At 36.7% G+C, this 12,389-nt stretch carries 12 protein-coding genes; 6 read left to right on the top strand and 6 right to left on the bottom strand.

Annotated features, from left to right (window positions below):
• Positions 1-65 precede the first annotated feature (65 nt).
• Positions 66-722, bottom strand: coding sequence for a ribonuclease I (locus QSG86_RS07095; RefSeq protein WP_317030849.1), 657 nt, complete (start codon positions 720-722; stop codon positions 66-68).
• A gap of 26 nt (positions 723-748) precedes the next feature.
• The gene (locus tag QSG86_RS07090; protein ID WP_317032697.1) at positions 749-2,644 is read right to left on the bottom strand and encodes a lytic transglycosylase domain-containing protein; all 1,896 of its coding nucleotides are present in this window, start codon (positions 2,642-2,644) and stop codon (positions 749-751) included.
• A gap of 396 nt (positions 2,645-3,040) precedes the next feature.
• On the opposite strand from QSG86_RS07090, the gene miaB reads away from it, so the two are divergent.
• The 3 genes from miaB to ybeY are packed head-to-tail and all read left to right on the top strand — an operon-like array spanning position 3,041 to position 6,130.
• Positions 3,041-4,498 (top strand): tRNA (N6-isopentenyl adenosine(37)-C2)-methylthiotransferase MiaB, encoded by a 1,458-nt coding sequence (miaB, locus tag QSG86_RS07085; RefSeq protein ID WP_317030848.1) that lies wholly within the window; start codon positions 3,041-3,043, stop codon positions 4,496-4,498.
• A 40-nt stretch (positions 4,499-4,538) separates the two neighbouring features.
• A complete protein-coding gene (locus QSG86_RS07080) occupies positions 4,539-5,621 on the top strand; it encodes a PhoH family protein (protein ID WP_317030847.1) in 1,083 nt (360 codons plus the stop codon).
• 26 nt (positions 5,622-5,647) lie between these two features.
• On the top strand, positions 5,648-6,130 hold the full coding sequence (gene ybeY, locus QSG86_RS07075) for an rRNA maturation RNase YbeY (protein ID WP_317030846.1): 483 nt from the start codon (positions 5,648-5,650) through the stop codon (positions 6,128-6,130).
• A gap of 149 nt (positions 6,131-6,279) precedes the next feature.
• Here ybeY and QSG86_RS07070 read toward each other — a convergent pair whose 3' ends face one another.
• Positions 6,280-7,164, bottom strand: coding sequence for a TonB family protein (locus QSG86_RS07070; RefSeq protein WP_317030845.1), 885 nt, complete (start codon positions 7,162-7,164; stop codon positions 6,280-6,282).
• A 466-nt stretch (positions 7,165-7,630) separates the two neighbouring features.
• Here QSG86_RS07070 and QSG86_RS07065 point away from each other — a divergent pair, with 466 nt between their 5' ends.
• From QSG86_RS07065 to QSG86_RS07055, 3 genes are all read left to right on the top strand, one after another.
• Positions 7,631-8,332, top strand: coding sequence for a hypothetical protein (locus QSG86_RS07065; protein ID WP_317030844.1), 702 nt, complete (start codon positions 7,631-7,633; stop codon positions 8,330-8,332).
• Between the two features lie 382 nt (positions 8,333-8,714).
• Entirely contained in the window at positions 8,715-9,293 is a 579-nt protein-coding gene (locus QSG86_RS07060; RefSeq protein WP_317032696.1) for a xanthine phosphoribosyltransferase, read from the top strand.
• A gap of 156 nt (positions 9,294-9,449) precedes the next feature.
• Positions 9,450-9,821 (top strand): hypothetical protein, encoded by a 372-nt coding sequence (locus QSG86_RS07055; RefSeq protein ID WP_317030843.1) that lies wholly within the window; start codon positions 9,450-9,452, stop codon positions 9,819-9,821.
• A gap of 104 nt (positions 9,822-9,925) precedes the next feature.
• Here the strand turns inward: QSG86_RS07055 and QSG86_RS07050 are convergent, their stop codons facing one another.
• From QSG86_RS07050 to QSG86_RS07040, 3 genes are read right to left on the bottom strand one after another with little or no spacing between them, the layout of a single operon-like run.
• Positions 9,926-10,681, bottom strand: a complete 756-nt coding sequence (locus tag QSG86_RS07050) for an SDR family NAD(P)-dependent oxidoreductase (protein ID WP_317030842.1) — start codon at positions 10,679-10,681, stop codon at positions 9,926-9,928.
• Positions 10,682-11,980 carry an FAD-binding oxidoreductase gene (locus QSG86_RS07045; RefSeq protein WP_317030841.1) on the bottom strand — a complete coding sequence of 433 codons (1,299 nt, stop codon included), beginning with the start codon at positions 11,978-11,980 and terminating at the stop codon, positions 10,682-10,684.
• A gap of 3 nt (positions 11,981-11,983) precedes the next feature.
• Entirely contained in the window at positions 11,984-12,388 is a 405-nt protein-coding gene (locus tag QSG86_RS07040) for a GtrA family protein (protein ID WP_317030840.1), read from the bottom strand.
• Position 12,389 lies beyond the last annotated feature (1 nt).

The following is a 12,389-nucleotide window of genomic DNA, read 5'->3' as shown; positions in this document are numbered from 1 at the left end:
GTAAACAAATATTCACCAAAAACCAATTTAGAATGTGTCTGGTTTTAACTGCAATGATTGTTATCTTAATAAGAGCCTTTAATTGTAAATGTTTTTGGACATTCAGTAATCACGGTAGGTGCACATGCTTTATATTGACCTACAGGGTTATAACACACTTTAATATTGGTTAAGTAAGTCGTATTTCGATAACGATTACATTGAAAATGAATACTTTTTTCTAACAAACTTGGGTTAAGTCGTATAAACATTGCTGTTAAGATATCACGCTGTATACGTACAGATGCTTGTGTGGTCATCACTGCCGGAATATTTAAACGATCAGCAAAATTGATCACATTTCGAAAATATTGACTTGCATTCATTGGAACACAGCCTCCTATTCCTCTCCATAATGCAACTCTTGCTCGCTCATCTGGCATCACTCGTGCAACCACCTTAGCCTGAATCGGTGACAATGCTGCCGAGGAGTTAGTTTGACAATCAACCTGCCGAGTCTCTGGATAAAGCCCTGTAATATTTAAGGCATAACCTTCTAAACATTGCCGTGTCTTTGCTTTAGCAGAATCCATTAAACATACTGCAGGTGTCATTTGAATTCCCATCACATAACCATTAACGGTATTTGCATGAGTATTGGAGAAAACTAAATACAGTACTAGCGAACTGACAAAATAAAGAACACGATGATTAAACTGTATTGTATGATCCATTTTCTTCATGCAAAACCTAATGATTTCTAAATAGTTTATTGCGTATTTCGCATCGGAATCGTTTGCATTCTTTTGGTAATGGATTGACCACCTTGACCAAGTAATACACCATAATGTGTCGCATTTGTCATCACATGCTTCACATAGTCACGCGTTTCTGCAAGTGGGATAGATTCAGTATATTGATCTGCAGCAATCACTTGATTTTCAGATTGCCAACGGCGTGCTCGATTAGGTCCAGCATTATAACCGGCGGTCGCCAGCACTGAATTGCCATCCAATTGATTTTGAATCATAGACAAATAATATGTCCCATAGCGAATATTGGTATTCATATCTGTTAATGCGGCAGGATTATAAGCCTCTCCCATTTGTCGAGCAATTAACTTTGCTGTATTTGGCATCACTTGCATTAATCCACCCGCACCAACATTTGAGCGTGCACCAATATTAAAACGGCTTTCTTGTCGCATTAAACCATAAGCCCAAGCGGGATCTATACCTGCATTTTTACTATGAGATACAACATAATTGCGATATGGGGTAGCATATCGATACTGATAATTATGTTGTTGTGTCGTACGATCTGCAGCATAAATTGCACGATCATACCACCCCATCTCTGTAGCACGCTTTGCCGCTGCTAAAATCAGGCCATCATCATGTTTTAAATATGCTTGGCGTACTGCCCAGTTCCACTCACGATTAATATAGTTTGCCGGTGCATTAATCGATTTTAATGTAAATGCACGTTTAAAATGGATATCCTGATCTAGACGCTTTATATCAAGACTGGTTGGTTGATAATTTTTAGGCAACTCATGATAAGAATGTCCTAAATGATCTTTTGCTAATAAATTATAATAATCATCACCTTGTGATAATTGTTTATACATTTCACGTGCAGCATTCTTTGATGTGGAGTCCGTTCTTTGTTCATAAGCACGCGCAAGCCAATATTGCCAACGTGCTTCCTGTCTTTTATCTGGCGGCATTGCATCAATGGCAAACACTAAGCTGTCCCAAGCATTAAAGCGGATTGCTTGCCGTGCATAAATTTCAGCTTCTTCATAACTGAGTGGCATACCATAGCTACGATCAAAACTGGTTAAAACTTCACGGTTAAAATTATTTTTCATCACAGTCGTACCACCAATATAAGCGACTGTTCTATATAATGCTTTTTGAATTTTATCAGGTGTATCCGTGGTCGTTCGTGGCAGTGTAGACAATGCAGCACTTAAGTCACTTTCTGCTAAACGCCCTATCGCATAAATTAAATAAGCATAATCGGTATCATTCTCTTTCGGAGCAGACCACAAGTAATTGAGTGGATTGGATTGGATACGATTAAGCTGTGCCAAAGATAAATTCAGTCCTAGACTTTGCGCAGTTGCAACAGCCTGACCACTTTGGCCAGACCGTAACAATACCCATAAGCGTTGTTCACGATCTTCTTTGGTCATGAGTGGATTAGCCAACATCATACGCGCCAATCCTATACAAGAGTCAGGCTGACTACTGGTTGTCAACCAAATATCTTTATATTGTGCAAATACCAATGGATCACCACTACTTGCTCTGACCTGTGCAATCGCACATGTTTCCGCCTGATCCGGGTTAGAAATATAGGCTAAAACAGGCTGAGCACTAGCAAAATCAGCCTGTTTTACTTTTTCTTCCACATAATCTGCACTCAATTTTTCCGCCATTGCCGATTGAGGATAGCGTTCTGCAAAATCAATAATTGCACTCGCAGGCTGCAACGCTAAATTACTATTTAACAGCCAATATTCAGGATAATACCCCAACACATCATTTTGCATACTAGATTGATATTGTTGAACTAATTCTGTCTTCCCTGTATTTGATGCGCTTAAAGCATCATTAAATTGCTCTTCAGCTGCATATAAAGTAGGAAAAACCAACATTGAAATTGTGCCTAATGCTAGCTTGATATCTATTTTTTTTTCTTTTGCGAGCATATGCAGCCTATATTTAGTTACCATCATTATCCAAACCAATATCTGTCTAGCTTAATCAATTTTGACTAGTGTAATAATTCTCGATCAAAGGTTTTGTTGTATTATGTAACCTTCTGATTAAACGATATTAATTCTCAAAGATTTTGAGCATATAAATTGATCCCCAGAAGTTAGTATTTTAAACTATAAGTTTTAAGCATTTTCCTGCTAAAATAGTATCCTTTATTCTCTCTGCAGACTGAATCATGCCGCAATACAATCATTATGCTCAAGTTAACAATAGACTTTGAGATAATGAAGCATGATTAAACTGACTGTTTGTTTACCCCTTTAGGAGCCTACATGACGGTTCAAACCTTCATTCCCAATAGTGCCCAAGCTGCCTCAGAAAACACTGTTCACCAGCCACAGCACACCCCTGCTAACGATGGTTTAGTTAAAAAACTCTATATCGAAACGCAAGGGTGTCAGATGAATGAGTATGACAGTCATCGTATGGCAGATCTGTTAGGTGATTCTCATGGTTATATCCTAACCACAGACCCTAAAGATGCCGATATTTTACTTATGAATACCTGTTCAATTCGTGAAAAGGCTCAAGAGAAAGTATTTTCTGAATTAGGTCGCTGGCGTAAACTGAAAGAAAAGAATCCTGACCTAATCATCGGTGTCGGTGGATGTGTCGCTTCTCAAGAGGGTGATAATATCCAAAAGCGCGCCAATTATGTTGATATGATTTTTGGTCCACAAACACTGCATCGTTTACCACAAATGTTAGATCAACATTTTGAACAAAGCCAGAAACCTAAAAAAGAAAAAATCAAATTGGTGGATATTTCTTTTCCAGATATTGAAAAATTCGACTTTTTACCAGAACCTCGTGTCGAGGGCTATAAAGCCTTTGTTTCAATTATGGAAGGCTGTTCAAAATACTGTTCTTTCTGTGTTGTACCCTATACACGTGGCGAAGAAGTATCACGTCCTTTAGATGATGTTCTGGCTGAAATTGCAACCCTAGCTGAAAAAGGTGTACGCGAAATTTCACTATTAGGCCAAAATGTCAATGGTTATCGTGGTGAGACCTTTGAGGGAGAGATTTGTACTTTTGCTGATTTACTACGTTTAGTGGCAGAAATTCCAGGCATTGGTCGTATTCGCTATACCACGTCTCATCCACTGGAATTTAACGATGATTTAATTGAATGTTATCGTGATTTACCACAAATGGTGTCACATCTTCATTTGCCGGTACAAAGTGGTTCAAACGATGTACTACAAGCAATGAAACGCAATCATACTATTGATGTTTATATTGAAAAAATTAAAAAGTTACGTGCCGTTCGTCCAGATATGCACTTATCTTCTGATTTTATTATCGGTTTTCCTGGCGAAACAGATGAAAATTTTGCTGAAACCTATCAATTTATTCAAGATATGGATTTCGATCACTCCTATAGTTTTATTTATTCAAAACGTCCAGGTACACCAGCATCTGAATTGGTTGATCATACAGCAGAAGAAGTGAAAAAAGAGCGTTTAGCTAAAGTTCAACATTGGATTAAAAAATCGAGTATTGATAAAACAGATGCTATGCTCGGCACCATTCAGCGTGTATTAATCGAGAATATTTCCAAACACGATTCGAATATTTTAGTTGGAACAGCAGATAATACACGTTTAGTAACATTTATTGGTGATCCAAGCTGGGTCGGTCGTTTCGCAGAAATTGAGATTACTGAGATTAAAACATTGAATTTAGTTTATGGTGAGCTCTTGAATCTTGAACCTGACGTAGCGTAATGTAGAGCAATACATTCGTCTACTTCAAAAAGGTATTCTCTTGACTGCAGCGATTCGACGTACAGTAACTTTTCCTGGTATTTCAGTTGACCGTTTAAAAAGCATGTTAGGTGCATATAACGGTCACCTCAAACAAATCGAACAACGTTTAAATGTCAAAATATTCCATCGTGGAGAAGCTTTCTTCATCGATGGAGAAATCGATATCGTCACAAGGGCCGAACAGCTGTTACATCGGCTCCATGAAGAAAGTGAACTTAATCCACAAATTACGGCAGATACACTTCATCTTATCATTCAAGGCAGTCAAACAGATCGAGATTTTCAAGAAGATTGCTCAGATCAAGAACATACTGGCTTAGATGAAGTATGGCTGCAAACCCGTAAAGGCCGTATTAATCCACGTGGCGCAAATCAAAAACGCTATGTACAGCGAATTCTACAAAGTGATATTTCTTTTGGTATTGGCCCTGCGGGCACAGGAAAAACTTATCTTGCTGTTGCCGCAGCAGTAGATATGCTTGAGCGCAATGAAATTCAAAGAATTTTACTCGTTCGACCTGCAGTCGAAGCAGGAGAAAAACTCGGCTTTTTACCTGGCGATCTGACTCAAAAAATTGATCCCTATTTACGTCCACTCTACGATGCCTTATATGAAATGCTTGGCTTTGAAAAAGTTGCCAAACTGATTGAGCGCCAAGTCATTGAAGTTGCACCACTTGCCTATATGCGTGGACGGACGCTCAACCATTCTTTTGTCATTTTGGATGAAGCACAGAATACCACCCCAGAACAAATGAAAATGTTTTTGACCCGTTTAGGTTTTGGTTCTCGTGCGGTGATCACAGGTGATGTAACACAAGTTGATTTACCACGTGGTCAACAATCCGGTTTATCACATGCGTTACGTGTACTTGAACCTGTTAAAGAAATTCATATCACGCGTTTTCATTCTAGAGATGTCGTACGTCATCAATTGGTGCAAAAAATTGTTGAAGCTTATGAGGGCTGGGATAGTGAACAACAGCGTTTAAGTGCTCAAGCACGAGCAGAACGTAAAGCTCGTCAAGATACATTAATCTCTGAAAATGATGCTGCTGCTGATGCACAGCATGATGCCTGATTTAATTCATATTTTAAGGATTCATTTTGAAACTTAATCTTTCTTTACAACAAAGTTTTCAAACGCCTGAACTGGTGTTAAAACGTGCTTATATTAAAAAAGTTATAGAAACAGCTTTACGTCATATCGGCACACAAAGTGATTGTGAAATTGGAATTGCTTGTGTCGATCATGATGCAAGCCATCAACTTAATTTGACATACCGACAGAAAGACAAACCCACCAATGTACTGTCTTTTCCTAGCGATATTGCAGACGAAATGGCACAAATTCTCGATTCATTTCCAATTGGTGATTTGGTTATTTGTATTCCAGTTGTGTTACAAGAGGCAGATCAACAACATAAACAGCCACTGATTCATTTTACCCATATGCTGGTTCATGGCACATTACATTTAATGGGCTATGACCATGAAACATCCGAACAAGATGCTGAAGAAATGGAAGCATTAGAAATTGAGATTTTAAAAAAACTGGCGATTGATAACCCTTACCTCATACAAGATTAATAAGATTCATGTCGTCGTAACATCTACAGATTTGCCAACAAGATGTTACGGCACTTATTTTATTTAAGTCTAATATTTTGTCTCCTGCCCAAAGGACTGGACTTTACACTCGATTTGGCGATTATTTGATATTCACGCTCACCCTATCTTCATGGGTCGATATTAATTTCTGTTTCTACTGGATTAAAGCGCCAAGTACGAATAATCCTCAATTCATTGATGTTCTTCATTTTTTTGTCAAACAAACCAAAAGGTGCCGCTTTTCTCACCGAATTTTTTGCCGCTTCATCTAAAATGCTAGAACCAGAACTTTCAATTAAGCGTATCGTACGAATCTCACCATAATGATTTAAAACCACCAATAAACGAACTTCTCCTGCAAGATGCTGTAATGTTGCTTGAGTTGAATAGTCATGATTGCCATAAAATTCAACTTTTTCTCGAAATTGTTCAAGATAATGTGCTGAAACATCCTGCTTTGCCTGAATACTATCCAGCGTTTTAATTTTTTGCTGCCGACTAAAATGATGCTGATGTTGTAAATATTGAGCTTCAATGGTAGCAATCATTGCTGCTTTGGCCTGAAATTGTTGTTGTAATGCATGTAATAGTTTTTGTTGCTGTTTGAATACTGATCGTGAATTTACAATGGTCAATAATATTCGTGCTTGGGTATCATTTCTGTTAAAAAATAATCGAGAATTTTGCTGTTGTTGTAGATGATGATCTGAATGCTGCTCCATTGCCAAAGTCTGTATGATGGGGGTGGATATCCGATGTTTTTCACGAAACTTACCAGAACCCAATTGATTGGCTTGTGCTAAAAAATCAGCATCTCGTGGTGTCTCAGATGAGATATTCATCGCCAATGCCATTTCTTTTAGCGTATTTTTCTCTGCCGGCACTTCAGCAAAATCAATAAATACTAATGTGCCATGCAATACTATAGCAGCCAATAGTGCACATAAAAAAACCCAGTCATTCCACCAACATTGATGAAAATATGGAGGATTAAAAGCATTTTTTTTTAACATTATTATCCATTAACATCACTGTTAATGTCCCCTAAAATAAAAAGTCTAACAGCACAAATATGCCGTACAAATAGGTGTGATCATGATTGTTGTTATAGCAATCACCACAAAAATCAACTGAAGTTTTAAATTTATCGAAGTTTAACAACCCATATTAAAGCAATACTCTTCCCTATTAATTATATTTCTATTGCCATGATAAAAAGAGTTTAATTTCAGTTTATATTGTCCATCATGGCGATGGGCTTACAAGATTATAAAATATTTTTCTGATATCACAATACATACAGCAAAGACGATCTGCACATTTCATACACGTTTCACATAGATAAATCACAGATGAGTCTGTAAACTCTAAAAACAATACGATTTATTTTGCTAAACTGAGTATCTTCATTATCTTTTTTATATCATTTGAATTATTTTTATTCAATATAAAGTTTAACTACTATTTGGAATGCTCTACATGCAAGCGTTGATCTCTAATATTTCTAAATATATTCAACAGGTCTATAGAAAAGCCGAAGGGTTTATTGAAGATGAACGAGAGTTTTCTTTCTCTGAAGTATTTTTAAATGCAACATTTCAGCGCTTTGTCACAGATAATGTTAAAATGCTTGAAGATTTACATGCAGATCTACATGATGACTGGTTACGTTTATACGCAACACTTAACTACCAAGGTCTACACATCACACTATCTGTAGATCTGAAACTGCTTCAGATGGAACTCAACAATAAAACACAATTGATTGTATTTGAACAAATCAGTGATACCCGTATTGTAAATGCAACTTATCCTACAATTTTTCATCAATGGGCAGTACGGATTGCCGTATTTTTTTATCAAAAAATATTAATGAAAGATCCTTTAGGCATGATTTTAGAAAAATTAAATGTCCTTAAAGTCAAAGATGACTTATTGTATTTAGATCTTAATCGCTGGTTAGGTAAGAGTGCATCGATTATTGATACACTAGGCAAAGTTCACGTCAATCATGCTGTTTTACGTGAGGCACAGCTTGTGGTCATTGGGAATGTTAATTTAACGCGATTATTTGGTAATTTTGCCAAAGATCCAATTCCGTACGATACTCACGACTGGCATAATCAAGCATCCAAAACAAATACCACTGAGGCTCCTACGACCACATCGCATCCTAGCTAGAGCAATAACCAGCTCAAGTTCATATCATTATTACTCTTAGTGGCAAATGAAGATACAGCATCACTTTATTAGAGACTAATTGATCGCTAACTTCACGTTACAGCTTGGCTTAAAGAATAAGTATTCCTCCAGCTAAACACGATCAAAATCATATCATCGTACTGTGTTGAATAAGTGGACTTCACCTATCAAATGGTCCTTTTAATCTGATTATGGTTAATGATTATTGGCTATTTTTTTAAAAACTGAACGATGCTGTATAATAAAAATATAACCCGTCACATAAAAATTAATGAATTTAGTCAATTCCACTTGCATTTTTTTATATGATTTTTAAAATATGCCTTTGCTTTTCCAAGCACCCGCTCTTGAGGATTCTCCCGTGCATGCACTAGAACAGAAAATCTTAGCTGAAGGTATCGTCCTATCTGAAGAGGTTCTGAAAGTCGATTCTTTCTTAAATCACCAAATTGATCCTGCGATGATGCAGTTAATTGGTCAAGAATTTGCTCGTCTTTTTAAAGATGCTGGCATTACTAAAATCATTACGATTGAAGCTTCTGGTATTGCACCTGCTGTTATGGCAGGCCTAGAGCTTGGTGTTCCTGTGATTTTCGCACGTAAATATCAATCTTTAACCTTAAAAGATGATTTATATCGTGCCAAAGTATTTTCTTTTACGAAACAAATTGAAAGTACGATTGCAATTTCCAACAAACACATCAATGCTACAGATAAAGTTTTAGTGATTGATGATTTTCTCGCAAATGGTCAGGCTGCTTTAGGCTTGGCAGACCTGATTCACCAAGCCAATGCTGAAGTTGTTGGTATTGGCATTGTGATTGAAAAATCTTTCCAGCCAGGTCGTCAACTGTTGTTAGATAAAGGCTATCGTGTAGAGTCTTTAGCACGCGTTAAATCTCTGGTAAATGGTACTGTTGAGTTTGTTCGTGAAGCTTAACAACTTTAGATATGGATAAATAATAAGCGTCTGATGTATTTCAAGACGCTTATTTTTTTGCTTTCATGAATATAACGCTATACAGTCTATATCTCATGTAAGTTCAGTCGATCATACCTGAATTATTATTTGGTCATTCACATTATGGAATTTAATATGTCCAACCCAATTCACTGCCCTCAATGCGGCTCCAGCGATATTGAACAACGTAATCATCAGAATCTACAAAAAATAGGCGGTGTATTACTCTCCTCCGCTGGTGCAACGGTAGGTACTGTTGGTGGTGCTGCATCTGGTGCATCCATTGGTGCAGCAATTGGAATTGCGGTTGCAGGACCATTAGGTATTATTGTCGGTGGAACAGTCGGAACAGTAGTGGGTGCAATGGGCGTGGGTATTACCGGGGGATTTTTAGGAAGATTTTATGGTAAAAAAGCTGGCGTATTGATTGATCAACGTATTTTTCTAGATTACAAATGTAAAAGTTGCCAACATAAATTTAAACAACCAATTTCGGCTTCAGTCTAATTGAACCATTCTGCCTAATTTAACCATAAAGAGGTGGTATCATCACCTCTCTATCGTTGATCATGGTTTTTATTTAAGGCATCGTCATATGGCTTTGCTATAGATTAAATATCCATTTTTTTAAATAAAAAGAAAGGTAAATTTTTAATGATCAACATAATTACAGCCCATTTAGCGGGTGTATAAAGGACATGCTTTCTTTGTTCGACTGCTTGTAGTATTGCTTTTGCAACCTGTTCTGGTGACGCTAAACTTTTAGTAGTGGCCATATTTTCCGTCATAGCTGTTGCTGTAGGCCCCGGTTTAATTAATGTGATACTAACATCAGAACCAATCAAAGCTAAACGATGCTGTACGCCCTGGACATATTTTTCAATCAAGGCCTTTGAGGCACCATAAATATAATTTGATTTACGCCCTCGATCACCAGCAACAGAACCAATAACCGCCAGACGACCAAAATTTAATGCAATCATTTTGCTTAAAATCATTTCACTAAATAATACTGGCGATAATGCATTAATATCGATTGCCTGTTTCAACAGTTCGAGATTATTTTCACATGCTTGCTGATCAGGTAAAGTCCCCTGAGCAATCAATGCAATATCGATTGCTGCTTGCACATATATCTGTTCAATACACACTTGAACCGATGCTACAGATAAAAAATCGACCTGTTGTAATTGAATCTCAACATGAGGATATCTCACCTTTAAATCCTGTGCCATACGATGTAATTTTTCTAAATTACGTGCAACCAGAATAATTTCTGTTACATCTTTTGCCAGCCATTGTCTAGCACAGTGTTCTGCAATAGTAGATGTCGCACCAATAATTAATATTCTTTGTTTTTTTGACATTTATACACCCAATAAACGACGAGACATTTCTGAACTTATGCCCGGATCTCGATATTTTAAAAATTCATTAAATTTTGGATAACCAATTTCAAACAGCGATTTAGGCATTCTTGCATCTTTCGCCAGATATAAACGCCCTTTGGCTTCTTTAACAATCGCATCTAAAGTCGCTAACAATTGAAGGGTTTTTTGTCCACGATTAGGAAAATCGAGTGCCAAGGTGACACCCGGCTGAGGGAAACTCAATAAACCGCCAGACTCACGAGCAGCAAATGTTTTTAATACAGCCAAGAATGATCCCTCACCCGATTTTTTAATTGCATGTAACATTTCTTGGGTAGCATCTTGACCGACATCACGTGGGATAACACTTTGATATTGATAGAAACCTTTAGGCCCATACATTTTGTTCCATTCATGTACAACATCAAGTGGATAAAAAAAGGATTCATAATGAATCAGTGTTTTATCCTTTTTAAGACGATGTCCATAAAAATAAGCCCAGTTAAAAATAGGGAGCGTTAATCGATTAACAAGTGACACAGGCGGTGTGATAGGAAATGTTTTATCTTTGATCTGAGGATAGGGCTTGACCCCAATGTCAATTAAATTCGCACGCATAAATAATCCGCGTGGCTGATGACCATGCATACAATCAACCCACGAAACGGTATGTTCCCATGCCTGCTCAGAATGATCAGCCAATTCAAAAAACTGCTCTAAATTATAATAAGGAATAGTTTCAGCTTCTAACCAAGGACCAGTGACTTGGCGTAATTGAATTTTTACTTCGACAATAATTCCAGTTAGACCAATACCACCAATCGTGGCAAAAAATAATTCACGATGCATTGTCCGTGAACAACAGATCAATTCACCATCTGTACGTAATAGGGTTATCTGTAAAATATGGTCACCAAAAGAACCGAAACCATGATGATTTTTTCCATGTACATCATTGGCAATTGCACCACCCACGCTAATCATTTGCGTTCCTGGCGTCACAGCAAGCATCCATCCTCGAGGAAGCAATGTCCGTTGGATATCTTGTAATGAACAACCCGCCTCACAAGATAAAATACCACGATGATCATCAAATGAAATGAAATGATTTAAACCTCGACCTAACCACAAATTACGATCACGATTTAAAGCAACATCACCATAACTTCGTCCAAAACCATACACAATACCTGGCAAATGATGATGTAATTGTAATGTTATATTTTTTGTATTATTTAAATGAATAATATTATGTTTATTTTTAGATAATCTACCCCAAGATTGAATTGTTTGCATATATTAAACCTTAAAAACAAACTTTTTATCTAGATAATATTTACATATATATCCAATCATTAAACCAATTATACCACCGACATAACGCATTTCTTTATCCTCAAATAGATAATAAAATAATAATTCAGCTCCAAAAAAAATAAATGTTGTTAATATTCCTGCTATTAAATATAAAATAAATAATCGAGTATTATGCTGTAAATTTCTCGTTTTATATTGGAAAATAAAGGTTTTATCTAATATATATTTAATCACTAAACCTAAAAAAGTTCCGATCAGCATTGCATAGATTATATAAAAACTTCCATCATAAATATAAGTTGAAATTTGTTGTGCTAAGATGTTAAATAGAGTTGCTATCAGTGCAAAACAAATATAAAGCACTGTTAGCCTAATAGAATTAATCATT

Source organism: Acinetobacter sp. SAAs474 (assembly GCF_032823475.1).
GTDB lineage: Bacteria > Pseudomonadota > Gammaproteobacteria > Pseudomonadales > Moraxellaceae > Acinetobacter.
This window is presented reverse-complemented; position numbering and strand designations above follow the sequence as displayed.

Excerpts from the sequence above, each read along its gene's own strand:
- QSG86_RS07095 (WP_317030849.1), bottom strand. The coding sequence starts at position 722 with ATGAAGAAAATGGATCATACAATACAGTTTAATCATCGTGTTCTTTAT.
- QSG86_RS07090 (WP_317032697.1), bottom strand. The coding sequence starts at position 2,644 with ATGTTGGTTTTTCCTACTTTATATGCAGCTGAAGAGCAATTTAATGAT.
- miaB (WP_317030848.1), top strand. The coding sequence starts at position 3,041 with ATGACGGTTCAAACCTTCATTCCCAATAGTGCCCAAGCTGCCTCAGAA.
- QSG86_RS07070 (WP_317030845.1), bottom strand. The coding sequence starts at position 7,164 with ATGTTAAAAAAAAATGCTTTTAATCCTCCATATTTTCATCAATGTTGG.
- QSG86_RS07065 (WP_317030844.1), top strand. The coding sequence starts at position 7,631 with ATGCAAGCGTTGATCTCTAATATTTCTAAATATATTCAACAGGTCTAT.
- QSG86_RS07055 (WP_317030843.1), top strand. The coding sequence starts at position 9,450 with ATGTCCAACCCAATTCACTGCCCTCAATGCGGCTCCAGCGATATTGAA.
- QSG86_RS07050 (WP_317030842.1), bottom strand. The coding sequence starts at position 10,681 with ATGTCAAAAAAACAAAGAATATTAATTATTGGTGCGACATCTACTATT.
- QSG86_RS07045 (WP_317030841.1), bottom strand. The coding sequence starts at position 11,980 with ATGCAAACAATTCAATCTTGGGGTAGATTATCTAAAAATAAACATAAT.
- QSG86_RS07040 (WP_317030840.1), bottom strand. The coding sequence starts at position 12,388 with ATGATTAATTCTATTAGGCTAACAGTGCTTTATATTTGTTTTGCACTG.